Origin of the sequence: Allobosea sp. 2RAB26, assembly GCF_052115465.1 — a bacterium.
Classification (GTDB): domain Bacteria; phylum Pseudomonadota; class Alphaproteobacteria; order Rhizobiales; family Beijerinckiaceae; genus Allobosea.
Map to the genome: position 1 here is coordinate 73,818 of NZ_JBFRGS010000010.1, position 21,727 is coordinate 95,544.

The 21,727-nt window shown below is 65.2% G+C and carries 23 protein-coding genes; 8 read left to right on the forward strand and 15 right to left on the reverse strand.

Annotation, left to right across the window (positions count from 1 at the left end):
• Positions 1–59 precede the first annotated feature (59 nt).
• Entirely contained in the window at positions 60–2,285 is a 2,226-nt protein-coding gene (locus AB4118_RS20185; protein WP_441491435.1) for a putative bifunctional diguanylate cyclase/phosphodiesterase, read from the forward strand.
• Positions 2,286–2,297: 12 nt separating this feature from the next.
• On the opposite strand, the gene AB4118_RS20190 is transcribed toward AB4118_RS20185, so the two are convergent.
• The 6 genes from AB4118_RS20190 to AB4118_RS20215 all read right to left on the reverse strand — a co-directional run bounded on the left by AB4118_RS20190 (position 2,298) and on the right by AB4118_RS20215 (position 6,710).
• The gene (locus AB4118_RS20190) at positions 2,298–2,894 is read right to left on the reverse strand and encodes an exopolysaccharide biosynthesis protein (protein WP_113514166.1); all 597 of its coding nucleotides are present in this window, start codon (positions 2,892–2,894) and stop codon (positions 2,298–2,300) included.
• Positions 2,895–2,971: 77 nt separating this feature from the next.
• Complete coding sequence (locus AB4118_RS20195; protein WP_043237212.1) at positions 2,972–3,241, reverse strand: usg protein; 270 nt, start codon at positions 3,239–3,241, stop codon at positions 2,972–2,974.
• Between the two features lie 222 nt (positions 3,242–3,463).
• On the reverse strand, positions 3,464–5,065 hold the full coding sequence (locus tag AB4118_RS20200) for an NTP transferase domain-containing protein (protein ID WP_441491436.1): 1,602 nt from the start codon (positions 5,063–5,065) through the stop codon (positions 3,464–3,466).
• Entirely contained in the window at positions 5,062–5,754 is a 693-nt protein-coding gene (locus AB4118_RS20205; protein ID WP_441491437.1) for an XdhC family protein, read from the reverse strand. The genes AB4118_RS20200 and AB4118_RS20205 overlap by 4 nt, the downstream gene beginning before the upstream one ends.
• 3 nt (positions 5,755–5,757) lie before the next feature.
• On the reverse strand, positions 5,758–6,387 hold the full coding sequence (locus AB4118_RS20210; RefSeq protein ID WP_441491438.1) for a LysE family translocator: 630 nt from the start codon (positions 6,385–6,387) through the stop codon (positions 5,758–5,760).
• Positions 6,387–6,710 (reverse strand): XdhC family protein, encoded by a 324-nt coding sequence (locus tag AB4118_RS20215; RefSeq protein ID WP_441491439.1) that lies wholly within the window; start codon positions 6,708–6,710, stop codon positions 6,387–6,389. The genes AB4118_RS20210 and AB4118_RS20215 overlap by 1 nt, the downstream gene beginning before the upstream one ends.
• A 210-nt stretch (positions 6,711–6,920) precedes the next feature.
• Between AB4118_RS20215 and AB4118_RS20220 the strand changes: the two genes are divergently transcribed.
• Entirely contained in the window at positions 6,921–7,568 is a 648-nt protein-coding gene (locus tag AB4118_RS20220; protein WP_441491440.1) for an esterase/lipase family protein, read from the forward strand.
• Here AB4118_RS20220 and AB4118_RS20225 read toward each other — a convergent pair.
• The 7 genes from AB4118_RS20225 to AB4118_RS20255 form a co-directional block, all read right to left on the reverse strand.
• The gene (locus AB4118_RS20225) at positions 7,565–8,767 is read right to left on the reverse strand and encodes a vWA domain-containing protein (RefSeq protein WP_441491441.1); all 1,203 of its coding nucleotides are present in this window, start codon (positions 8,765–8,767) and stop codon (positions 7,565–7,567) included. The genes AB4118_RS20220 and AB4118_RS20225 overlap by 4 nt on opposite strands.
• 54 nt (positions 8,768–8,821) lie before the next feature.
• Positions 8,822–9,196, reverse strand: coding sequence for a nuclear transport factor 2 family protein (locus AB4118_RS20230; protein ID WP_162768090.1), 375 nt, complete (start codon positions 9,194–9,196; stop codon positions 8,822–8,824).
• A 108-nt stretch (positions 9,197–9,304) separates the two neighbouring features.
• Positions 9,305–10,213 (reverse strand): AAA family ATPase, encoded by a 909-nt coding sequence (locus AB4118_RS20235; protein WP_113514152.1) that lies wholly within the window; start codon positions 10,211–10,213, stop codon positions 9,305–9,307.
• Positions 10,214–10,243: 30 nt separating this feature from the next.
• Complete coding sequence (locus AB4118_RS20240; RefSeq protein WP_441491442.1) at positions 10,244–10,627, reverse strand: RidA family protein; 384 nt, start codon at positions 10,625–10,627, stop codon at positions 10,244–10,246.
• Positions 10,628–10,706: 79 nt separating this feature from the next.
• A complete protein-coding gene (locus AB4118_RS20245; RefSeq protein ID WP_441491443.1) occupies positions 10,707–11,510 on the reverse strand; it encodes an FAD binding domain-containing protein in 804 nt (267 codons plus the stop codon).
• Between the two features lie 17 nt (positions 11,511–11,527).
• Entirely contained in the window at positions 11,528–13,891 is a 2,364-nt protein-coding gene (locus AB4118_RS20250; protein WP_441491444.1) for a xanthine dehydrogenase family protein molybdopterin-binding subunit, read from the reverse strand.
• An 84-nt stretch (positions 13,892–13,975) separates the two neighbouring features.
• Positions 13,976–14,476: a (2Fe-2S)-binding protein gene (locus AB4118_RS20255; RefSeq protein WP_113514142.1), complete on the reverse strand. Its 501-nt coding sequence runs from the start codon at positions 14,474–14,476 to the stop codon at positions 13,976–13,978.
• Positions 14,477–14,834: 358 nt separating this feature from the next.
• Here AB4118_RS20255 and AB4118_RS20260 point away from each other — a divergent pair, with 358 nt between their 5' ends.
• A complete protein-coding gene (locus tag AB4118_RS20260) occupies positions 14,835–16,178 on the forward strand; it encodes a methyl-accepting chemotaxis protein (protein ID WP_441491445.1) in 1,344 nt (447 codons plus the stop codon).
• Positions 16,179–16,284: 106 nt separating this feature from the next.
• On the opposite strand, the gene AB4118_RS20265 is transcribed toward AB4118_RS20260, so the two are convergent.
• On the reverse strand, positions 16,285–16,737 hold the full coding sequence (locus AB4118_RS20265) for an SRPBCC family protein (protein ID WP_069880024.1): 453 nt from the start codon (positions 16,735–16,737) through the stop codon (positions 16,285–16,287).
• A gap of 166 nt (positions 16,738–16,903) precedes the next feature.
• On the opposite strand from AB4118_RS20265, the gene pcaB reads away from it, so the two are divergent.
• From pcaB to pcaC, 5 genes are read left to right on the forward strand one after another with little or no spacing between them, the layout of a single operon-like run.
• Positions 16,904–18,268, forward strand: coding sequence for a 3-carboxy-cis,cis-muconate cycloisomerase (pcaB, locus tag AB4118_RS20270; RefSeq protein WP_441491446.1), 1,365 nt, complete (start codon positions 16,904–16,906; stop codon positions 18,266–18,268).
• A gap of 1 nt (position 18,269) precedes the next feature.
• Complete coding sequence (locus tag AB4118_RS20275) at positions 18,270–19,529, forward strand: aconitase X (protein WP_441491447.1); 1,260 nt, start codon at positions 18,270–18,272, stop codon at positions 19,527–19,529.
• Positions 19,520–19,930, forward strand: a complete 411-nt coding sequence (locus AB4118_RS20280) for an aconitase X swivel domain-containing protein (RefSeq protein ID WP_113514133.1) — start codon at positions 19,520–19,522, stop codon at positions 19,928–19,930. Before AB4118_RS20275 ends, AB4118_RS20280 begins: the two co-directional genes overlap by 10 nt.
• A 19-nt stretch (positions 19,931–19,949) precedes the next feature.
• Positions 19,950–20,729 (forward strand): 3-oxoadipate enol-lactonase, encoded by a 780-nt coding sequence (gene pcaD, locus AB4118_RS20285; protein ID WP_441491448.1) that lies wholly within the window; start codon positions 19,950–19,952, stop codon positions 20,727–20,729.
• A 10-nt stretch (positions 20,730–20,739) separates the two neighbouring features.
• Positions 20,740–21,135 carry a 4-carboxymuconolactone decarboxylase gene (gene pcaC / locus AB4118_RS20290; RefSeq protein WP_441491449.1) on the forward strand — a complete coding sequence of 132 codons (396 nt, stop codon included), beginning with the start codon at positions 20,740–20,742 and terminating at the stop codon, positions 21,133–21,135.
• Positions 21,136–21,142: 7 nt separating this feature from the next.
• On the opposite strand, the gene AB4118_RS20295 is transcribed toward pcaC, so the two are convergent.
• Positions 21,143–21,661, reverse strand: coding sequence for a flavin reductase family protein (locus AB4118_RS20295; RefSeq protein WP_441491450.1), 519 nt, complete (start codon positions 21,659–21,661; stop codon positions 21,143–21,145).
• Between the last annotated feature and the right edge of the window lie 66 nt (positions 21,662–21,727).

Genomic DNA, 21,727 nt, shown 5'->3' on the forward strand with positions numbered 1-21,727 from the left:
CAACCGGATATCAAGAATCGGCTGCAAAGGTGCAGGTTCCGACGGTTCTGAGACCCTTGATGCATTCGCCCTTTGTCGCGAAGACGACCAACGCGGACTCCTCGGCGCGGATGCTCACCAGCACCGTGACGACGCTCGCCTGTGCCTTTTTGCTGGTCATGGCTGCAGCGATCACCGTCGTCCTGACGATTGCGCATAACGCGAATACCGTCGAAGCAACCCGTCAGCGCGACCGGATCGAGGCCGCGATGGAGAACCAGCTTCGGCTGCGGCGCCTGCGGCTGGAAAGCCTGGCGTCTACCGGCACGCTTCAGGCGGCCTTCCACCCGGCCATTCCCGCGGCAACACTGAGGTGGGCCTTCACGAAGCTAAGCCAGCGCTTTGAGGAATTTGACGGCGTCTATCTCGTCACCAGGAGCGGCCGCGTCCTGGCAGGCGTCGAGAACAACGTCGAAGCCTATCAGGCGGGCTACGAGGGCCTGCGTCTCTTTGACCCCACACTCCCGAGCCCGTCACAAAAGCCAGCGAACGACAATGCAGCCACCCGCGCAGGGTTCATGCCAGGCTTTCGTTCGAGCCTGATCTATGATGGCCACGAAGTCCTGGCCATTTTGACCGCCGATCTCGAGCAGCTTCTCAATCTCCACCTTCTGAAGGCGGACGCGCCGGTCAACCTTATCGGCTATCGGCGCGTGACGAGCACGATCTTCGACGAGATGGCCACGCGCTATCGCATCAACGGCCTGCGCATCACCCGGACGATGCCAGCCAATCCCTTGGTGCGCCGCGACCTCGCCGCCCCCGACGGCGTCACCAGGGCCTGGTTGACCTGGACACCGGAGCGCCCCGGGGATGCCATGATCCGGCAGTTCATCTGGGCGCTGGCGGCAGCCGGGCTGATCTTTGCCGGTATCCTGCTCTATGCGATCCGCCGTCTGCGCGGAGCGGCCAATGAAATCCGGCTGCGCGAAGTGCAGATCCAGCGCCTTGCCGCACAGGACGAACTGTCGCTGCTGCCCAACCGTCGGACCTTCGATCTCAGACTCGACCAGGAGCTGGCTCAGATCACCCGGACCAAGACCGGGCTGTCCGTACTCCTGCTTGATCTCGATCGCTTCAAATCCGTCAATGATACCTATGGCCACAAGGCGGGCGACGAATTGATCCGGCAGGTCGCCGAACGACTCGCAGGCGTCATGCGGACGGGCGATACCGTCGCCCGCATTGGCGGCGACGAGTTCGGCATCATCCAGACCAACCTGCACGATGCCAGTGGCAGCGCTGCACTGGGAGAGCGGATTCTAGAAGCGCTGACGCGCCCCTTCAACCTGATGGGCATCGACACCGTGATCGGCTGCTCGATCGGCATCGCGCTCGCTCCCCAGGATGGGCACGACCGCGAGACGCTGCTCAGACTGGCCGATACGGCGCTCTACCAATCCAAGAACGAGGGCCGGAACCGCTACTCCTTCTTCGAGCCGCGCATGAACCGTGCGCTCCAGATGAAGCGCGTGGTCGAGGAAGACCTGCGCAAGGCGATAGCAAGGGACGAGCTGCAGTTGCACTTCCAGCCGCAGGTCTCCGTCGACGGGACCGTCATCACCGGTGTCGAGGCCCTCGTGCGGTGGCCACATCCGCTCCATGGCATGGTTCCCCCCTCGGAGTTCGTCGCCATCGCTGAGGAGCGCGGGCTGATCGTGCCGCTGAGCGAATGGGTGCTGCGCCGCGCCTGCCTCGAGGCAAAGCACTGGCCGGAGTTGCGGCTTGCCGTGAATGTCTCGCCGGTGCAGTTCCGACACAAGGATTTCGTCCAGAATACCATCCGGATCATCGAGGAAACCGGGTTCGATCCGAGCCGTCTCGAGCTGGAGCTGACTGAAGGCGTCGTCGTCGAGGACGCCGACGCCGCCGAGGCCGCGCTGATGGATCTGCGCGCCTATGGTGTCGGCCTCGCGCTCGACGATTTCGGGATCGGCTATTCCAGCCTGATCTACTTGCGGCGCTTCGCCTTCGACAAGATCAAGATCGACCGGTCCTTCCTGGAATATATGGAGACGACTGGCGAATCCGCGATCCTTGTCCACTCGATCGTGCATCTCGGCCGGGCTCTCGGCCTGCGGGTCTGCGCCGAGGGCGTCGAGACGCCCGAGCAGCACCGCTTTCTGCAGGCGATCGGTTGCCACGAACTGCAGGGCTTCCTGTTCTCCAAGGCAGTTCCGCCTGAGGAGATCGAGCGGCTGCGCGCCCTCGACATGCCATTCGCAGCCAGTCTCGTTGCGGCCTGACCGCGCCGATCGTCAGATCAGTTCGGAGATTCCGCTGACGATCGCGTAGGCAAATCCGGCGCTCAGGACAAGGCCGCCAATACCGACCAGCGTCCCCGCGATGATGAACAGTCCGTCGCGCTCGACCAGCCCCAGCCCCACCAGGCACACGGCAAGACCGAGCGGGATCTGTCCGATGAACGGTGCCGACACCACGAGGCCAAGCGCGAGGATCAAGATCAGCAGGCCAAGGATCGGGATCGCGACGGTCCCTCCCAGCATCGTCAGGCGCGGCCGCGAAATCCGTTCCAGCCGGACCAACGGAGGCAACGCGCGCGACACGGCCTTCGCCAGTTCCGGTTTGCCGATGGTCTTGTCGAGCAGCCCCTCGGGCAACCACGGCATGGCGCGCCCGGCCAGCATCTGCGCCGCCACGAAGGCAAGCACGAGCCCGCAGACCAGGGGAATGGGCGGCGGCATAGGCAGGCAGTTCGGCAGCCCGAGCAGGACCACGAGCAGTGCGTAGGTCCGATCCTTCAGAGCGGCGACGATGGTTCCGACGGGAATACGCTCACCGGGTAAGGTCGCGAGAGCCGTCAGCAGTCCGGATGTGCGCAAGGGCGATGACAAGCGTGATGGTCTGCCATTGGGGAGCTGCGACCTAGCACGCTCGCCCTTTGCCCAACAAGCGCCCATGGCGCAGACGCTCAATGCAGCGTCAGCACGCCGTTCACGTTTACGATCTCAGCCGGCCTGAGCAGACGCGAATGCGCAACGACCACTGAATGCAGCGGTCCATCGAGCTCACGACGCCAGAAGTCGAGGAAATCGCGGAGCACCGGAAAGCGCGGCGCCACATCATAATGCTGCCAGATGAAGGTCTGCAGCACGCTGGGATGATCCGGCATGCGGTATAGGATCGTCGCCGTGGTCAGCCCGTAGCCCTTGAGTTGCTTTATGAAGTCCTCTGATACCATCGCCCCCTCCCTCGTCGCGATGCGATGAAAGTGTAGCCGATTTCTTGAGGCTGCGCCTGCCTGGTTAACAAAAGCTTGCAAAACCAATGCCAAAGCGACCGCACATCGCGTGCATCCGCGACCATCGTTGGTCGCCGCGGCGCGAGCGGGCGCCCCCCGCATGGCTGCGCGCATCCAAGTTACAGCGTACAGCCCGGGGGCAATGTCAGGTCTACCAGGGCTCTATCCCGTCAGTGCCTTCAGGGCCTCAGGCGTATCGACATCGATCGCAATCGCTGGATCGTCGAGCGGCACCTCCACGACCGACTCTCCGGCGGCGTCCAGCAGGCGGCGAGCCCCCTGGTCGCCCGAGAGGCGCTCCACCGCCGGGAAAAGCGCACGCGACAACAGTGCCGGGTTGCCGCGCTGACCGAACAGGGTTGGCACCACGGCGAGAGCGTCGGGCCGGTCGGCGAAGGCCTCGGCCAGCCGATTGATCACCTGCGGGGTCACGTTCGGCATATCGCCGAGCGAGACCACCGCACCCGGGACATCGTCCGGCAAGGCCCTGAGGCCGGCGCGGACCGAGCTGGATAGGCCGGCCGCGAAATCGGGGTTGTCCACGAATGCGACATCGAGCCCCGCGAGCGCCGCCCTGACCTCGGCCGCCTGATGCCCGGTGACCACCAATACGGGCGTAGCGCGGGAGGCGAGCTGCGCTTTCACGGCATGACGAACGAGAGGCTCGCCACGGACCGTCTGCAGCAGCTTGTTGCGTTCCCCCATCCGGGTCGAGCGCCCGGCCGCGAGCACAAGCCCGGCAACGGGTGCCACAGCCTGATGGCCAGGTGCACGCGGCTGCGGCCGCGTGACGATCTCCATCAGAAGGCCGCCGACCCCCATCTTCTGAATGTCCGCACGGGTCACGGGAACACCGGCTAGCGCGCGCTGCAGCACCCAGTCGAACCCATTCTCCTTGGGCGAACGGGCGCAGCCCGGCGCGCCGATCACCAGCTTGCCGTCAAGTTCGCCGAGCAGCAGCAGGTTGCCGGGGTCGACCGGCATGCCGAGATGTTCGATGCGGCCGCCTGCCTCTTGCAGAGCCAGCGGGATCACGTCGCGGCGATCGGTGATCGCCGAGGCACCGAAGACGACGACGATATCGGCTGGTCCCGCCACCGCCCTGCGGATGGATTCCGCGAGCGGTCCCGATTGATGCGGCACACGCTCGTCCGATTCGACCCTTGCACCTGCCGGAGCAAGACGCTCCGCCATTACCCGCAGCGTCTTGTCGACCACCGAAGGCTTGAGACCGGGCAGCAATGTCGAAACCACGGCCACCGATTTGAGGTGGTATTCGGTGACCGCGATCGGGCGGATCGCTCCGATCCGCCCGATCGCGTCGTCGACGCGCTGACTCGGGACGCCATAGGGAATGATCTTCACGGTGGCGACCATTTCGCCCGCAACGACCGCCCTGAGGGCTGGCAGCGTCGCGACGGTGATGGCCTCGTCGATCGTGTTGAAGGCGTCGAGCGCCGGCACGTCGAGCATCAGAACACCCGCAGTCGCGGCAAAGAGATTGACCCTGCCGGTAAAGGGAGCCTCGGTCACCACGCCGCGCCCGGCGAGCGCCCTTGCAAGACGTTCGGCAGCCACATTTTCGTCGACGTCGCCGGCTTCGAGCTGGACTGCGACCAGTTCGGTGACGCCAGCTCCCGCCAAGCGGCGCGCATCATCCTCCGTGATCGTCGCCCCCTTGCGGACGATGACCTCGCCTGCCCGCACCGAATGCGCCGCAACGGAGCCGACGGCATCGGCGATAGCGACCGGGCCGAATTTCATGAGAGTGCCCTGCGCGGGCCACGCAGTGTCATCACGATCTCACCGAGAATGGCGAGCGCGATCTCTGATGGAGAGACCGCGCCGATGTCCAGGCCGATCGGCGCATGGATGCGGGCCAGCGTCGCCTCATCGAAGCCAGCCGCCGTCAGGCGCTCGATGCGCCTGCCATGCGTCTTCCGGCTGCCCAGCGCCCCGATATAGAAGCAGTCCGAGCGCAAGGCCGCCTCCAGCCCGGGATCGTCGATTTTCGGATCGTGGGTCAGGGCGACGAAGGCGGTATAGCTATCGAGGCCGAGCTGCTTGATCGCTTCATCCGGCCACTCCGGCAGCAGCGTCACGTCGGGAAAGCGTTCGGGCGTAGCAAAGGCGGTCCGCGGATCGATGATGGCGACATCGAGATCCAGCAACTTCGCCATCGGCGCCATCGCCTGCGAGATATGCACCGCACCGGTGACCACGACGCGCGGCGGAGGCACCTGCACGGTCAGGAAGTAACGTGTCCCCTCCGTCTCGACCGTACCGCTCTTGCCGGTACGCAATTGCTTGTCGAGCAGGTCCGCCAGCGGATCGGTCGCGAGATCGGCCTCCCCTACCAGCCGTTGAGCACCGCTGCCGATATCAGTGACCAGCACTGCGGCACGGCGGGCGGCGCGCTCGACATTGAGCGCGGAGAGCAGCGAAAGATCCATGCCTCAGCCCCTGTCGGTCGCAAGCTTGACGCCAAGGCCGATCATCAGAGAACCACCGAGCCAGCGGCCGAAGGCAAATCCAGCCTTGGTCTTCTTCATCGTCTTGACGACCGCCGATGCTCCCAGCACCGTCACGAAATCGGCCGAGGAAAAGGCGAAATTCACGATCGTGCCGAGGATCAGGAACTGCGCCCAGACCGGCAGGGACGCCGCGGGGTCAACGAACTGCGGCAACAACGCGATGAAGAACAGCGCCACCTTGGGGTTCAGCACCTCGACGATGAAGGAATCGAGCAACGCCCGTTTCACGGTCTTGGGCGGCGAGACATCGACATCCGTTCCGCCGAGCCTGGAGCGGATCATGCTGATGCCGAGCCAGACCAGATAGAGCGCGCCGGCGAGCTTCACCGCGACATAGAGTTCCGGCACATGCTTGAACACGGCCGAGAGGCCGAAGGCAGCTGCGATGACATGCAGGTAGCAGCCGAGATGGATGCCCAGCATCGCCATGAAGCCAGCGCGGCGGCCATGAGTAATCGTCTGCGCCGCCGTGTAAAGCAGAGCCGGGCCGGGGAAATAAGCGACAGCGATCGTCAACACCGCAAAGGCGGCAAGTGTTTCCCAGGAAGCCATCAGTGCACCTTCTCGACATAGACCCGAATGCGACCGCCGCAGGAGAGACCGACCTTCCAGGCCGTCTCGTCCGCGACGCCGAATTCAAGCGTGCGCGCCTGTCCATCGGCGATGACGTCGGCAGCCTCTTCCACCACGGCGCCCTCGACGCAGCCTCCGGAGACCGAGCCGAGGAAATTACCCTCTTGATCGATGACAAGATGCGAGCCCACCGGGCGGGGGGCGGAGCCCCAGGTCTCGATCACAGTGGCAAGCGCCACGCCGCGCCCGGCCTTGGCCCAACTCTCGGCCGTGGCGAGAATATCGGTGTCGGTACTGATCATGGCTATCGGTCCCTGTTCGGCCCGCGGCGCCGGAGCGCAGTTTAGACGCACCGCATCATACGCGCGAGCGGGCCGCGAGCCCCGCCTACTTAAGCATAGTCGCCGCAGGTTTCGAGCATGCGGCGGGCATCCGGATGGCGAAAACACGTGCCCCTCCTCGACCTACGGTAACGATCCCTCTATCCAGCGCGCATTGAGGCATGGCGGCCCATGGACGGCATCGTTCTACTGCACGGCATTGCGCGGCGCTCCGGATCGCTCTCGGGGCTCGAACGCATTCTGAAGGCCGATGGCTACGGGACACTGAACCTCGACTATCCCGCGCGCAGCAACGGCCTCGACGACATTGCCTCGCAACTGCATGAGCCGATCGCGCGCTTCAGCGGCGGGCTCGACGGCCGACTGCATTTCGTCACTCATTCGATGGGAGGGCTAGTGGCGCGCTCCTATATCACCCGCCACCGCCCAGAGCGGCTCGGCCATGTCGTGATGCTGGCGCCCCCCAACGAGGGCAGCGAGATCGCCGATCTGCTGAAGGGAAACCCGCTCTATCGCGCGTTCTTCGGTCCGGCCGGCGCGGAGCTGGTTACGGCAAGGCCGGAGCAGTTGCTCCGCATCCTCGGCCCAGTCGACTATCCGCTCGGCGTGATCGCTGGCGACCGCTCGTTCTATCCACTCTCGTCCCTGCTATTGCCGCGGCCAAATGACGGCCGGGTCTCGGTTGTGCGCACCCGCGCCACCGGGATGAGCGATCACATCACGCTGCACGCGACACATCCACTGATCATGCGCAACCGCGAGGCGATCGAGCAGACGCGGCACTTCCTACAGCATGGCCGCTTCAGCAGACCCGCCTAGCCCGCCTTCTTCAACCACAGGCGTGGATCACTTCTCCGGTCTGCGTCCGGCGAGAGCACGGCGCAGAGATCGGCCATCGCCGCGAGGTTGTGTATCGGCCTGAACGAATCGACATGCGGCAGCATCGCCCGGATGCCGCTGGCCCGCGCCTGAAATGCATCGAAGCGCAGCAGCGGATTGAGCCAGACGAGCTGGCGGCAGGAGCGGTGCAGCCGGTCCATCTCGAAGGCGAGCTCGCCATCGAGATGTCGCTCCAGCCCGTCGGTGAAAAGCAGAACGATCGCCCCGCCCGAAAGCACGCGCCGCGACCAGACGCGATTGAAGCTGTGCAGGGCATCGGCAATGCGGGTGCCACCTTCCCAGTCCGGCGCTGCCCTGCCGGCAAGGGCCAGCGCCTCGTCAGGGTCCCGGGCCCTCAGGCTCCGCGTGACATTGGTCAAGCGCGTGCCGAAGACGAAGGAATGCACCCGGCGGCGCTTCTCCGTGATCGCGTGCAGGAAATGCAGAAAGATGCGCGAATACTCTGCCATCGAGCCCGAGATATCGACGAGCGCGACCACCGGGGGATGGATCTCGGCGCGCTCGCGAAATGCGAGGTCGATCGAGCCGCCTCCCCCCCTGAGCGAACGCCGGAAGGTGCGGCGTGGGTCGATGCGCGCGCCGACATGCGATGCCTGGAAACGCCGCGTCGGCACGGTATCCCGCGGCAGGCGCAGCTCGGACATCAGCTGCTTGGCCTTGGCGATCTCCGCCGCACTCATCTGGGCGAAGTCGCGTGACTTCAGCATTTCGCGATCGGAGACGGTCAGGCGCGCCGAAAGCTCGGTCAGTTCGACCGGGGGTTCGTCATGCTCGTCTCGCGGCGGAGCAAATGCTTCAGCGACCCGCAACGCACCCGCTTCCGCCTTCTCCGGCTGACTATCCGCCCCCGGAGAGACGGGGGACATTTGCGCCATGATCTTCTCGATCAGATTGCGCCGCCGCCAGAACAGACGAAAGGCCTGGTCGTAGATCACGCTGTCCTCGTGCCGCTTCACGAAGATCGCATGCAGCGCCCAGTAAACGTCGTCGCGTGCACCGAGCGCACCATCCGCCAGCGCCTCGACGGCCTCGACCACCGCCCCCGCACCAACGGGCACACCGGCGATGCGCAGCGCCCGCGCGAAATAGACGATGTTCTCAGGCAGCTTGCCGGTCACGAGGTTCTCACCGTCATGGTAGACGCGGATCGCCGGCCAGGGCTTGCCGCGCGATCACGCTGCGGTCTCGGTCATGAAGACCTTCTGCGCAATGACCCATTTGCCGTCGACTTTTACGAAGGAGAGCAGATCCGTGAAATAGCGCGGCGGCATCTGGCATTTTAGCTTCACCAGAGCCAGGGCCGGGCCCACGAGATCGATGGTCAGGATATGGTCGCTGCGCTCCATCCCAGCAGCCTTCGGAGACTGGCGATTGCGCACGGCCTCGAACCACTCGGCGCGCGGCACGATCTTCAGTTCGCCGTGGAGCGATTGGGTCAGTGCGCTTGTCGGATGAAAGATCTGGCTCAGCTTGCCGACATCGCCCTCATAGAGCCCGTCGAGATAAGTCCAGGTAGCGGCTTCGATCGCCTTGATGTCGTCGTTCATCGCTTGCTCCATCATGCGCGGGCCGGTCCCGCGCATCCACCTGCTGCGACGCGAATGAGAGGAAAGACCTGGGTCGGTACACAAGGCCTGTCCTCACGGCAGGCGCGCCTATCCCCGCACGTCGGCCTTCACCTGGTCCAGCAGTTCCTTCACCTTCGAGCCCTGCATCGCCTGGATGTCGTCCTGGTACTTGAGCAGCGCCCCCAGCGTGTCCGAGACGATCGCGGGGTCAAGCGCGACTGCGTCGAGTTCGACCAGCGCACTTGCCCAATCGAGTGTCTCGGCGACGCCCGGCGCCTTGAACAGCTCCTCCTTGCGGATCGCCTGCACGAAGGCGACGACCTGCTTTGCCAGCTTGGCCGGGGCCTCCGGTGCGCGCGCTTTCAGGATGGCAAGCTCGCGAGCCGTGTCGGGGTAGCCGACCCAGTGGTAGAGGCAACGGCGCTTCAACGCGTCGTGGATCTCGCGTGTACGGTTCGAGGTCAGGATCACGATCGGCGGCTCCGCCGCCTTGATCGTGCCAAGCTCGGGAATCGTCACCTGCGCGTCGGCCAGCACCTCGAGCAGGAAGGCCTCGAAGGCCTCGTCGGTGCGGTCGAGTTCGTCGATCAGCAGGATTGGCGCCCCGCCCTCCTGCGGCTCCAGCGCCTGCAAGAGCGGGCGCTTGACCAGATAGCGCTCCGAGAAGATGTCGGATTCGAGTCGGGCACGATCCCCCGCAGCGCCACCCGCCTCCGCGAGACGGATCGCCATCATCTGGCCCGCATAGTTCCACTCATAGACTGCGGAGGCGAGATCGAGCCCCTCATAGCATTGCAGCCGGATCAGGCGCCGCCCGAGCGCGGCCGCCAGCACCTTGGCAATCTCGGTCTTCCCCGTGCCGGCCTCGCCCTCCAGCAGCAGCGGTCGCTTCATGCGCAGAGCCAGATAGAGCACAGTCGCCAGCGCCCGATCGGCGACATAGCCCTGCGATTGCAGGAGAGAAAGCGTGGCGTCGATGGAACCGGGAGTTTTCAAGGGCTTCTCGCGACAAAAGAACAGAGCCAGTCAGGCGGCAGCTATGGCCTCGATCTCGAGAAGCCAAGCCTCGTCGAAGATCCCAGCGATGACGACGGAGAGCGCAACCTTCCGGTCGCCGAGGATCTCCTTGCGCGACTGCCGGCTCTCCGCGGCAAAGCGGCGATCGGAGAGAAAGGTCGTGACCTTGACGAGGTTGTCGAGCGTCATGCCGGCAGCGTGCAACTGGGCCTCGATATTGCGCCAGACCAACCGCGATTGCTCGGCAAAGCTCTCCGGCACCGTTCCATCGCGCGTGCTCGGAATCTGCCCGCTGATGTAGAGCTGTCGGCTCGCGCCGGAAACCAGCAGGGCCTGGGCATAGCCGCCGGCTGCTTCGGGCGCTTCGGGCGCCGTGATGACCATCTTGTCCATGTTCCGCTCGCAACCAGCCAATCAGCAAAAATCCTCCCCTGTGTGGGGGAGGATTCCGTCGCAGGTCAATCGGCTTCGGCTATTTGCCCGTCGCCCTGGCAACTGCTTCCCGTGCCATCACGCCAATCAGATGGGCCCGATACTCGGCATCGGCATGCATGTCGGCATTGATGCCCTTGGCCGTGTGCTTGATGCCATCGAGAGATTTCGCAGCGAACCGGGCCTTCAGGGCGGCCTCGGCCTCCGGCCAGCGGAAGACCCCGCCTTCACCGGCTCCCGTCACCGCGACACTGACCTCCGAGCCCCGCTTGGCCACGAAGACGCCGACCAGTGCATAGCGGGAAGCCGGGTTGCGGAACTTGGCGTAGCCTGCCTTCGACACCAGCGGGAAGGAGATCCTGACAACGATCTCGCCCTCCTCCAGCGCCGTCTCGTAGAGGCCGGTGAAGAACTCTTCGGCCGTGAGCTTGCGCTTGTTGGTGACAATGGTGGCGCCGAGCGCCATGAGCGCCGCCGGATAATCCGCCGCCGGGTCGTTATTGGCGACAGAGCCGCCAATCGTGCCGCGATGGCGCACATGCGGGTCGCCAATATGCGAGGCGAGATAGGCCAGCGCTGGGATCGCCTCCCGGACGACAGCCGAGTCCGCCACTTCGGCATGGGTCGTCATCGCACCGATGACGACATTGCGCCCCTTGCGCTCGATGCCCCTGAGATCGGCGCAACCGCCGAGATCGACGAGGTGTGTCGGCGACGCGAGGCGCTGCTTCATGGTCGGCAGCAGGGTGTGCCCGCCGGCCAGCAGCTTGGCATCCTCCTTCTTGGCGAGGAGACCAGCGGCCTGGCGGGCCGTGGCCGGGCGATGATAGGTGAAAGCGTACATCGTGTTGTCCTTTCAGATCACTCGGCGGCCATTCGCTTGATGCTCTTCTGCGCTGCGCGCCAGACCACCTGCGGCGTTGCCGGCATGGTGACCTCCTCATGGCCGAGCGCATCGGTGATGGCGTTGATCACGGCCGGCGGCGAGGCAATCGCGCCCGCCTCGCCGCAGCCCTTGATGCCCAGCGGGTTGGACGGGCACGGCGTCACCGTCATGCCGACATCGAAGGACGGCAGATCGTCCGCACGCGGCATGCAGTAATCCATGAAGCTCGCAGTCACGAGCTGGCCGTCCTGATTGTAGCGCGCCCCTTCGAGCAGCGCCTGGCCGACGCCCTGGGCAATGCCGCCATGGACCTGGCCCTCGACGATCATCGGGTTGATCACGATGCCGAAATCGTCGACGGCCGCCCAGCGTTCGATTCTGGTGATGCCGGTCTCGGGATCGATCTCGACCTCGCAGATATGGACACCGGCCGGGAAGGTGAAGTTCGTCGGATCGTAGAACGCACCTTCCTTCAGCCCCGGCTCGAGATCCTGCCCGTTGAACTTGTGGGCGACATAGGCCTGCAGCGCACAGGAGCCGAAATCGAGCGTCTTGTCCGTGCCCTTCACGCGGAAGTTGCCATCCTTGAAATCGATATCGGCCTCGTCCGCCTCGAGCACATAGGCCGCGACCTTCTTGCCCTTGGCGATGACCTTGTCGACAGCCTTGGCGATCGCGGACATGCCGACCGCGCCCGAACGGGAGCCATAGGTACCCATGCCCATCTGCACCTTGTCGGTGTCGCCATGGATGATCGAGACATTCTCGATCGGGATGCCGAGCCGGTCGCTGACGAGCTGGGCAAAGGTCGTCTCATGGCCCTGGCCGTGGCTGTGCGAGCCGGTCAGCACCTCGACGGTCCCAACGGGGTTGACCCGCACCTCCGCCGATTCCCACAGGCCGACGCCAGCCCCCAGCGAGCCGACCGCAGCCGACGGTGCGATACCGCAGGCCTCGATATAGGAGGAGAAGCCGATGCCACGCAGCTTGCCGTTGCGGGCCGAGTCGCGCTTACGCTTGGCGAGCCCCTTGTAGTCGATGATCTCCAGCGCCTTCTTCATCGAGGCAGCATAGTTGCCGGTGTCATACATCATGATCACCGGCGTCTGATGCGGGAACTTCTTGATGTAGTTCTGCATCCGGAACTTGGCCGGATCCTTGCCGAGTTCGCGCGCCGCAATCTCGACCAGGCGCTCGACCACGAAGGTCGCCTCCGGCCGGCCGGCGCCTCGATAGGCATCGACCGGAGCCGTATTGGTGTAGACCGCATCGACCTCGCAATAGATCGCCGGGATATCGTACTGGCCCGACAGCAACGGGGCGTAGAGATAGGTCGGCACCGAGGACGAAAAGGTCGAAAGGTAGGCACCGAGATTGGCCGTCGTCTTCACCCGCATGCCGATCATCTTGCCATCAGCGTCGGTCGCGAGCTCGGCATGGGTGACATGGTCGCGCCCATGCGCATCGGAGAGGAAGGCCTCGGTACGGTCCGAGGTCCATTTCACCGGCCGGCCCACCTTCTTCGCAGCCCAGACGCAAACCGTCTCCTCGGCATAGATGAAGATCTTGGAGCCGAAGCCGCCGCCGACATCCGGCGCGACGACACGCAGCTTGTTCTCCGGCGCAATGCCGATGAAGGCGGAAAGGACGAGCCGCGCAACATGCGGGTTCTGGCTCGTTGTGTAGAGCGTGAAGGCGCCCTCGCCCTGGTCGTAATCGCCGACGGCCGCGCGCGGCTCCATCGGGTTCGGCACCAGGCGGTTATTGACGAGGTCGAGCTTCGTGACGTGCTTGGCCGCCTTGAACGCCTTTTCGGTCGCAGCCTTGTCGCCGAGATGCCAGTTAAAGACCGTGTTGTCGGCAGACTCGGCATGGACCTGGGTCTTCGAGCTCGCAGCACTCGCCGTGTCGACCACCGCCGGCAGCACGCCGTAATCGACGCCGATCGCCTCAGCCGCGTCCCTGGCCTGCGCCAGCGTCTCGGCCACCACGACCGCGACATGGTCGCCGACATAGCGGACCTTGCCCTGCGCCAGCGCCGGGTGCGGGCTGGCCCGCATCGGCGAACCGTCCTTGTTATGGATCATCCAGCCGCAGATCAGCCCACCGATCTTATCGGCGGCAAGATCCTCGCCTGTATAGATCCCAAGCACGCCCGGCATCGTCGCCGCGGCCTTGGCGTCGATCCTGTTGAGCGTGGCATGGGCATGCGGCGAACGCAGGAAATAGGCGTAGGTCTGGCCCGGCCTGTTGATGTCGTCGGTGTAGCGGCCCTGGCCGGTGATGAAACGGTGATCTTCCTTGCGGCGGACAGCGGCGCCGATTCCGGTTGCGGACATGGTGTTCCCTCCTCGCACAGCGCCTCTGGCGGACGCCTCATGGCTTGAGAACCGGCCTGCGCGGGAGCGCGCCGGCCGAAGGCGTCACTCGGCAGCCTTGCGCGTCGGCGTCGCCGCCTTGCCCATCGCCTCCGCCCCGGCAGCGATCGCCTTGACGATGTTGTGGTAGCCCGTGCACCGACAGATATTGCCATCGAGATCATCACGGATCGTCGCTTCATCGAGCGAATGGCCACGACGGCTCACCATATCGACCGCAGCCATGATCATGCCTGGAGTGCAGTAGCCGCATTGCAGGCCGTGATGCTCGCGAAATGCCTCCTGCATCGGATGCAGCACGCCGTTCACGGCGAGCCCTTCGATCGTCGTCACCGTGGCGCCATCGACCGAAAGAGCAAGCGTCGTACAGGACTTCACGGCTTTGCCGTCGAGATGGACGACACAGGCACCGCACTGGCTGGTGTCGCAGCCGACATGCGTACCGGTCAGTCGTAGGTTCTCGCGCAGGAGCTGCACCAGCAGAGTGCGAGGATCAACATTCGCGGTGACGGCCTTGCCGTTCACCGTCAACGAAACCGTGGCCATGAGCACATCTCCTGGGACCCTACGTCCGGCGCCCGGCCAGTGACCCTCCCAGCCACTGAAATCCGGAGCCGGAGCCGTTCGCGAAACCTCTAGCCTCATCAGGCAGTTTTTTCTTGGAACAGCTCGAAACGGAATGTGGACCCGGGATTTTGCGCGGTCAAGCGCGATGGCAACAAGACGAAGCGGCGATTTTGCGGACTTTGAGTGCTGTTTTCGCCAAGCATCAACGCTGCACTGCAACAAACACACGCGTACGAAAACGCGCGCGAGAACGGCCTGCATTCGCAGAATGTTAACGCCGGAGATCACAGCTTTGCTGATCGCTATCGAAGCTCTGCTCGGGATCATGAACGTGTCGGTGTCGACCATCTCTGATCAAATCCAGCGGCGCCTGCGCGCCATCGGCTTCGACGAGGCCCAGCGGGAGCGCCTGCGAAGCTATCGCTCCATTGTGGACCGCGTGATTGAGGGCCTCGTTGCCAAGGATTTTGCCCGTGCCTTCGTGATCCATGCGCCCCTGCGCAGCACGGTAGAGCCCGTCGCCGAAACGCTCTATCCGGCCGAAGCCGCACATTTCAAGCAGCTGTTCGATGGAGAGTTCGGCGAAGCCTATTGCAATTCGATCGAGCGCTTATGTGTGCTGGAGCGCGTGGCCAAGGTCGGTCCACGCCCGCGGGTCTCGATCGCCTTCGCATTGTACCAGGCGATCTCGGTCGCCAGCCGTTGGCGCCTTGTCCTGTCGCCGAAGAAGGTGGGCCGCGATCTCTACATCATCGAGCGGATCCTGACCTACGACATCAATACCGCGATCACGATCGATCAGCAGATCGAGGCTGGCGAGGCCGAACGGCGCGGACAGGCCCTCGACAACGCCGCTGCACTGATGAAGTCCCGCATCGGTCAGCTCGATACGACGATCAGCGGCGCGGTCGAGCAGTTCGTCTCGACCTCGTTCGAGACGACCGAAGCCACCACCTTCATCAAGAATCAGATTGGTAGCCTCGCCCACGCCTCCGCCCTCGTGCGCGAAAAGGCGATCCAGACGGCGGCCGCCACAGAAGAGATGTCGGCCAATATCGCCGAGATCGGGCACCGCGCCCGGCAAAGCCTCGCGATTGCCAATCGGGCCGTCGACGACGCGGAGGCGATGAATTCGGCCATCGCAAGGCTGCGCGAGGTCACCGGCAGCATCGGCACCGTAGTCGGACTCATCGCCGATATCGCGGCACAGACCAATCTGCTCGCGCTGAACGCCACCATCGAGGCCGCACGCGCCGGGGAGGCTGGCCGCGGCTTCGCGGTCGTCGCCTCCGAAGTGAAATCGCTGGCGACCCAGACCGCCAGCGCGACGCAGGATATTGCCCGGCAGATCGCCGAACTGGCCGCCAGTGCCGAGGTCTGCGGCGTCCGCTCTGCGTCGATCGGCAAGACGATTGGCGAGATCAGGGGCGATTCCGAAGCGATCTCGGATGCCGTCGCCCAGCAAAGCTTCGTCACGACCAGCATCGCCCGCGATGCGGCCGAGGTCGCAAACAGCTCCGACGAAGCCATCGCCAGTGCGACCGCCGTCAATGACGGACTTGCCACGACGGCAAGAGCGCTCGAGCGTGCCAACACAGCCGCGTCGGACATCGCGCTCCAGATCGGAGCGGCGGAAGCGACCGTCAGCGAGGCTCTCGCGTCGCTGCGCAAGGCCTCGTAGATCACCGAACCGGATAGTGTATCCGGTTCGGTGATCTAACCTCCTGCATTTGCATCGGATTTCCCGAGAACCGCATCCACGTTTGGGGCCGATGCTTTGGGCGCGCTCAGCCTTCGCTGACCGCCTTGGCGAAATTCGCAAAGAATTCGTCGGCAAGCTTCTTCGAGACCGAATCGATCAGTCGGGAACCAAGCTGCATCAGCTTGCCGCCGACCTGCGCCTCGACCTCGTAACTCAGCAATGTCTGCCCTGCTTCCGCGTCACTGAGCACGACCTTGGCGCCGCCCTTGGCGAATCCGGCGATCCCGCCCTCGCCCTCGCCCGCGATCCGGTAGCCATTCGGCGGATCGAGATCGGCAAGCTCGACCTTGCCGCGGAAGGTCGCCTTCACCGGCCCGAGCTTGACCTTCACCACCGCCGAGAAATGCGTATCGTCGTCCTTGGTAAGCTGTTCGCAGCCGGGAATGCAGGCCTTCAGCACCTCGGCATCGTTGAGCTTTGCCCAGACCACATCCTTGCTGGCGGGTAAGGTGACCTCGCCATTCATCGTCATCGCCACGGCGTCACTCCTCCATCTTGGCTGCGCCGAACGGCCCATGTTGCGGGCGAGCGCGCCTCGGGTCTATCCAAGGACCCATTGGTCTATCCTTGATCGGAAAGCGCCAGCCTAGACAAGGGGAGCGAGCCTGCATTGCGCCACGCATTTCCGAACACGCGGAGCCGCCATGACTGACCTGCCCGGTCTCTATGGCGAGCTCTTCGCCGATCACGAGATGGCAAGCCTGTTCGAAGACCGGGCACTTCTGCAAGGCATGCTGGATTTCGAGGCCGCGCTCGCTCGCGCCGAAGCGGCCGCCGACGTCATCCCCGCGGCCGCGGCCGACGTGATCGCGGCGGCCTGCAAGGCCGAGCTTTATGACATCGGCGCCATCGGCAAGGCCGCGACTCTTGCAGGCAACCCCGCAATCCCGCTGGTCAAGGAATTGACCGCCCAGGTCGCTGCGGTCGATCCGGAAGCGGCCAAATGGGTGCATTATGGCGCAACCAGCCAGGACGTGATCGATTCCGGCCAGGCCCAGCAATATCGCACGGCCTACCGGCTGATCCTCCGGCGCTCCGCCCGTCTCGCCCACGCCCTCGCCGAACTGACGAAGCGCCATCGAAACACTCCGATGATCGGGCGCACCTTCCTCCAGCATGCCGTGCCGATCAGCTTCGGCGTCAAGGTGGCGCAGTGGCTTGGGCCGATCGTTCGCTTCCACGACGATTTCATGATCTACGGCCAGGCTTCGCATCAGTTGGGTGGAGCAGCCGGGACCCTGGCCTCGCTCGGCGACAAGGCTGAAGCCGTGCTCCAGAACTTCTGCAGGACGATGCCGGCGATCGGCGCGGTCCTGACGCCCTGGCACACGGAGCGGCACCGGCCGGCGCGGATCGCGGCCGAACTTGGCATCGTCATGGGGCATCTCGGCAAGATCGCGCAGGACACGGCGCTGATGGCGCAGACCGAAATCGGCGAACTGGCCGAGCCGGAAGCGCCCGGCAAGGGCGGCTCCTCCGCCATGCCGCACAAGCGCAACCCGGTGCTGTGCACCCTGATCCTCGCCGGAGCGAAGCGCGCTCCGGGGCTGGTCTCGACCATGCTCGCGGCGATGCCGCAGGAGCACGAGCGCGCCATGGGCGGCTGGCATGCCGAATGGCGCACGCTTGCCGAACTCTTCATCATCGCCGGTACGGCACTCCATCAAAGTGTGGCGCTGATCGAGGGCCTGCAGGTCTTTCCGGAACGGATGCGGCAGAATCTCGAGCTCACCCACGGCCTGGTCATGGCCGAGCGGGTTTCGCTCACGCTCGCAGCGTCGATCGGCCGGGCCGAGGCGCATCACCTGCTCGAGGAGGCAAGCCGCGACTGCGTGGCCAGCGGCAGGCATCTCAAGTCCATTCTCGCCGAGCATCCGGCGCTCGCCGGCCGCCTTGGTGAAAGCGAACTCGACATCTTGTTCGATCCCGCGACCTATCGCGGAGCGAGCGACTGCATCATCGACCGGATACTCGCGCTCTACGAAGAAGAGCGCGAGTATATGGACTGACATGCTGCAACTGACCGACGAGGAACGGGCGATGGCCTCCGGCGCGCGAGGCGGCGGCTCAGCGATGGCCTTGCGTATCGTCGCCGAAGCCGCTCGCCTGATGGGTGCGCGGAGGTTGATACCCGTTGCCTCGGCCCATATCGACGGCGCGCTCTACCACGGCGATTCCGGCACGCTCTTCGCGGAGAAACTGGTCGAGGGCGGCGCCAGGGTCGCTGTGCGGGCGACGCTGAATGTCGGCTCCCTCGCCCCCGCCGGCTGTGCCGCGATCCGCCTCGCCGCGCATCAGCGCGATATGGCGGCCCGCATGATGCGCGCCTATGAGGCGATGGGCTGCGAACCGAGCTGGACCTGTGCGCCCTACCAGGCCGGACACCGCCCCGCACAGGGCAGCGACGTCGCCTGGGGCGAGTCGAATGCCGTCGTCTTCTGCAACTCGGTGCTGGGCGCGCGCACCAACCGCTATGGCGATTTCCTCGACATCGCCTGCGCGATTGCCGGGCGCGCCCCGGATTACGGCCTCCACCGCGCCGAGAACCGTGTCGCGGAGTTGCTGCTCGATGTCGGAGGGCTCTCGAAGGAGCTGCGCCGGTCGGATGTGTTCTATCCCGTGCTCGGCACCTTTCTTGGACGCGCTGCCGGGAGCACGGTCGTCGTCATCGAGGGGCTTCAGGATTGTACGACCGAGGACCGTCTAAAGGCGCTCGGTGCGGCTGCTGCCTCGGCCGGAGGCGTCGGCTTGTTTCATGTCGCCGGTGTCACGCCCGAAGCTCCCGATCTCGCCACGGCACTCGGGCACCGCCCCCCGAAACAGCGCATCGTGCTGACGCATCGGGAGGTGCAGGCGACCCTTGCGCGGCTCTCCACGGCAGGCGCCACCAACCGTATCGACGCCGTCGCGATCGGCTCGCCGCACCTTTCCCTGATGGAGATCAGTGAGCTGGAAAGCCTGCTTGGCGACCGCACGCTTGTCCGCCCGCTTTACGCCAATACCGGTCGCCACGTGCTCCAACCTCTGGAAGCGCAGGGGCGCCGCAAGCGCCTCGAAGCCGCCGGCGTCATCTTCGTCGTCGATACGTGCGTGGTGGTGACGCCGATCCTGCCCGAGATCGAAGGCGCGGTGCTGATGACGAACTCCGGCAAGTTCGCGCAATATGCACCGGGCAATACCGGCTACGCCGTGACCTACGGCTCGCTCTCCGAATGCGTCGAGAGCGCCGTCGCCGGTCGCCTCGTCAGGGAGCCCAGGACATGGTCTTGAAGGGCGAAATCCTGATCCCCGGAGGCAACGTGAAGGGCGAGTGCCTGGCGCTCAGCGCAGCAATCAGCTTCTGGGGCGGCGTCGATCCGCGCACGGGCATGATCATCGACGCGCGCCATCCCGAGCGAGACCGCAACATCGCTGGCACCGTGCTCGCCCTGCCCGGCACGATCGGTTCGTCCTCTGCCTCGGCCGTGCTGCTCGAACTCGTCCATGCCGGGAACGCGCCCGCGGCGATCCTGATGGATGCGCCCGATGCGATCCTGCTGCTCGGCCTCGTCGTCGCGCGTGAGATGGGTTGGCCGACGCCGCCGGCTCTGCGGCTGCCCGCATCGCAGCAAGCGGCGCTTGCAGGTAAGACGCTTCTGATCAGCAGCGACGGCAACATCGCGGTACAATAGGCCAGGGAGAGACAGGACGATGCCGATCGAGATCATCCGGGGCGAGCCCTTCAATATCCGCTTCGACGGGCCTGAGGACGCACCTGTCCTGATGCTCTCGAACTCACTCGGCACCGATCTGCACATGTGGGATCCGCAGATTCCCGAATGGACCAAGCAGTTCCGCGTCCTGCGCTACGACTCGCGCGGCCATGGCAAATCGACGGCGCCAGACCGGCCCTATTCGCTGGCCGAACTTGCCGGCGACGCGATCGGCATCACGGACCATTTCGGCCTGGACAAGGTGCACTGGTGCGGCGTGTCCATGGGCGGAATGGTCGGGCAATGGCTCGCAACCCATGCCCCCAGGCGGCTCCACCGCGTGGTGCTGGCCAACACCTCCGCCCGGATGGGACCGCCCGATCTCTGGAACGGCCGCATCCGCAATGTCCGCGCCAATGGCATGGGGCCGCTGGTGCAGCCGACGCTGGAACGCTGGTTCAGCCCGGGTTTCCGCGAGCGCGACGGAAAGACCGTGGAGGCCGTGAGTGCGATGCTCACCACCACGCCACCGCTCGGCTATGCGGGCTGCTGCGCCGCGATCCGCGACATGGATCAGCGCGAGGCGATCTCGGCAATCGTCCTGCCCGTGCTGGTGATTGTCGGCGCGCTCGACCCGGCCACACCGCCCGCCGTCGGCCAGCAGATCGCCGATTCCATCCACGGTGCAGAGCTTGTCACGCTCGATGCCGCCCATCTCTCCAATCTGGAGCAGCCCGAGGCCTTCGGCCGGGCTGTTCTCGACTTCCTGAACGCCTGAGGAGGCCGCCATGGACGACGCCACCCGCTATGCCAATGGCATGAAGACCCGCCGCGCCGTGCTTGGTGAGGCCTATGTCGACAAGGCCAGTGCCGGTGTCACCGAGTTCAACGGCGACTGGCAGGAGTTCATCACCCGAACCGCCTGGAACGACATCTGGAACCGGCCGGGGCTGATCAAGCGTGAGCGCTCGCTCATCGTGCTTTCGATTGCAGCCGCGCTCGGCTCCTGGGGCGAGTTCCGAATCCATGTCCGTGGCGCATTGAACAACGGATTGACGCGCGACGAGATCAAGGAAGTGCTGATGCAGACGGCGATCTATGCCGGCGTGCCAGCCGCCAATCACGCTTTCAAGGAAGCGGCCATCGTCTTCGCCGAGGTCGACGAGGAAGCCGGAGAGGTCTGACGGCCCTTTAGACCTCGGAGAAGCCGCGCCGCCGGTAGACCAGCCCGCTGCCCTGGCCCCGGCCGCCGATCGCCACGACCTCTCCGATCAGGATGCGGTGGGTCGCGACACGGTGCACCTCGATCAGCCTGCAGTCGAAGGCGACAAGCGAGCCGACGAGTGCCGGCGCTCCGGTCACGAGCGTCGTCCACTCGGCCGTCGCGAAACGGGCCTCGCCTTCGATGCCCCGACGCCGCGCAAAGATCTCGGCGAGATCCCCGTCATCGCCCGCCAGCGTGTTGATACAGAAAGTCCCGCTCGCCTCGATCGCGGCGAGCGTGCGGCTGATGCCGTCGACACAGACCAGCATGGTCGGCGGCGCGTCGGACACCGAGGCGACCGAGGTCGCAGTCAGGCCCGCGCGGCCCGTCGTGCCCCGCGTGGTGACGATATGCACGGCGCTCGTGACCTGCGCCATTGCCTGACGGAAGGCCGGCGCATCAGGAATGGCCGTCACATGGGGCACGGCCTGGAACGTCTTGGTCATCAGCCCGATCTGCAGGAGTGGAGGTCTTCGCCGGCTGATGTAGGGATTTTCCGGCGCGATGGCCAG

What these genes read in the sequence shown, in the direction of transcription:
- AB4118_RS20185 (WP_441491435.1), top strand. Translation starts at nt 60, where the DNA reads ATGCATTCGCCCTTTGTCGCGAAGACGACCAACGCGGACTCCTCGGCG.
- AB4118_RS20195 (WP_043237212.1), bottom strand. Translation starts at nt 3,241, where the DNA reads ATGGTATCAGAGGACTTCATAAAGCAACTCAAGGGCTACGGGCTGACC.
- AB4118_RS20200 (WP_441491436.1), bottom strand. Translation starts at nt 5,065, where the DNA reads ATGAAATTCGGCCCGGTCGCTATCGCCGATGCCGTCGGCTCCGTTGCG.
- AB4118_RS20205 (WP_441491437.1), bottom strand. Translation starts at nt 5,754, where the DNA reads ATGGATCTTTCGCTGCTCTCCGCGCTCAATGTCGAGCGCGCCGCCCGC.
- AB4118_RS20210 (WP_441491438.1), bottom strand. Translation starts at nt 6,387, where the DNA reads ATGGCTTCCTGGGAAACACTTGCCGCCTTTGCGGTGTTGACGATCGCT.
- AB4118_RS20215 (WP_441491439.1), bottom strand. Translation starts at nt 6,710, where the DNA reads ATGATCAGTACCGACACCGATATTCTCGCCACGGCCGAGAGTTGGGCC.
- AB4118_RS20220 (WP_441491440.1), top strand. Translation starts at nt 6,921, where the DNA reads ATGGACGGCATCGTTCTACTGCACGGCATTGCGCGGCGCTCCGGATCG.
- AB4118_RS20230 (WP_162768090.1), bottom strand. Translation starts at nt 9,196, where the DNA reads ATGAACGACGACATCAAGGCGATCGAAGCCGCTACCTGGACTTATCTC.
- AB4118_RS20240 (WP_441491442.1), bottom strand. Translation starts at nt 10,627, where the DNA reads ATGGACAAGATGGTCATCACGGCGCCCGAAGCGCCCGAAGCAGCCGGC.
- AB4118_RS20245 (WP_441491443.1), bottom strand. Translation starts at nt 11,510, where the DNA reads ATGTACGCTTTCACCTATCATCGCCCGGCCACGGCCCGCCAGGCCGCT.
- AB4118_RS20250 (WP_441491444.1), bottom strand. Translation starts at nt 13,891, where the DNA reads ATGTCCGCAACCGGAATCGGCGCCGCTGTCCGCCGCAAGGAAGATCAC.
- AB4118_RS20255 (WP_113514142.1), bottom strand. Translation starts at nt 14,476, where the DNA reads ATGGCCACGGTTTCGTTGACGGTGAACGGCAAGGCCGTCACCGCGAAT.
- pcaB (WP_441491446.1), top strand. Translation starts at nt 16,904, where the DNA reads ATGACTGACCTGCCCGGTCTCTATGGCGAGCTCTTCGCCGATCACGAG.
- AB4118_RS20275 (WP_441491447.1), top strand. Translation starts at nt 18,270, where the DNA reads ATGCTGCAACTGACCGACGAGGAACGGGCGATGGCCTCCGGCGCGCGA.
- AB4118_RS20280 (WP_113514133.1), top strand. Translation starts at nt 19,520, where the DNA reads ATGGTCTTGAAGGGCGAAATCCTGATCCCCGGAGGCAACGTGAAGGGC.
- pcaD (WP_441491448.1), top strand. Translation starts at nt 19,950, where the DNA reads ATGCCGATCGAGATCATCCGGGGCGAGCCCTTCAATATCCGCTTCGAC.
- pcaC (WP_441491449.1), top strand. Translation starts at nt 20,740, where the DNA reads ATGGACGACGCCACCCGCTATGCCAATGGCATGAAGACCCGCCGCGCC.
- AB4118_RS20295 (WP_441491450.1), bottom strand. Translation starts at nt 21,661, where the DNA reads ATGACCAAGACGTTCCAGGCCGTGCCCCATGTGACGGCCATTCCTGAT.